This window comes from Chlorobaculum thiosulfatiphilum, assembly GCF_006265165.1.
Classification (GTDB): Bacteria; Bacteroidota; Chlorobiia; order Chlorobiales; family Chlorobiaceae; genus Chlorobaculum; species Chlorobaculum thiosulfatiphilum.
In genome coordinates this window covers 1-442 of record NZ_VDCH01000068.1, presented here as the reverse complement: position 1 = coordinate 442, position 442 = coordinate 1, and the positions used below count along the sequence as shown (strand labels likewise).

General features: G+C 47.1%; 1 protein-coding gene. It reads left to right on the top strand.

Annotated elements, in window-relative coordinates; genetic code table 11:
• Window positions 1-226: 226 nt before the first annotated feature.
• The coding region (locus FGF66_RS12395; RefSeq protein ID WP_139456914.1) for a transposase family protein at window positions 227-442 on the top strand (216 nt) is incomplete at its 3' end.

Genomic DNA, 442 nt, shown 5'->3' with positions numbered 1-442 from the left:
TTCACGATGGTTGGGTTGATCAATGAAGATGAAGGTAATCATTCTATACGACTGTTTCTGCGTGATGCGACACTAGTGGGATATATATAAATGATAGCACCTTATCGTCTGGATGGAAACTTAGGTCTGTTAATCAGGCTCTTCGCAGAATATCGTGGAAAGAAGGGTGTGTATGAAGTAACATAGAGTAATTTTGAGCTTTACCCAACCGCACCTTGATACTCCCATGCAGAGCCTGACGAGCCATTACCACCAACTTTTAGGTCTTTCCTCAAACTGGAAGGTCGAGAACGTTCATGTGTCGATGAGCGGCAAGCGGGTCGCGTGTCCGGTATGCGGTGCATCATGCAGCCTTTATGACCATGCCACTGAGCAACGATGGCGTCATCTGGATACCATGCAGTTCGAGACCATTCTGGTGGCCTGTTTGCCACGTTGTCAA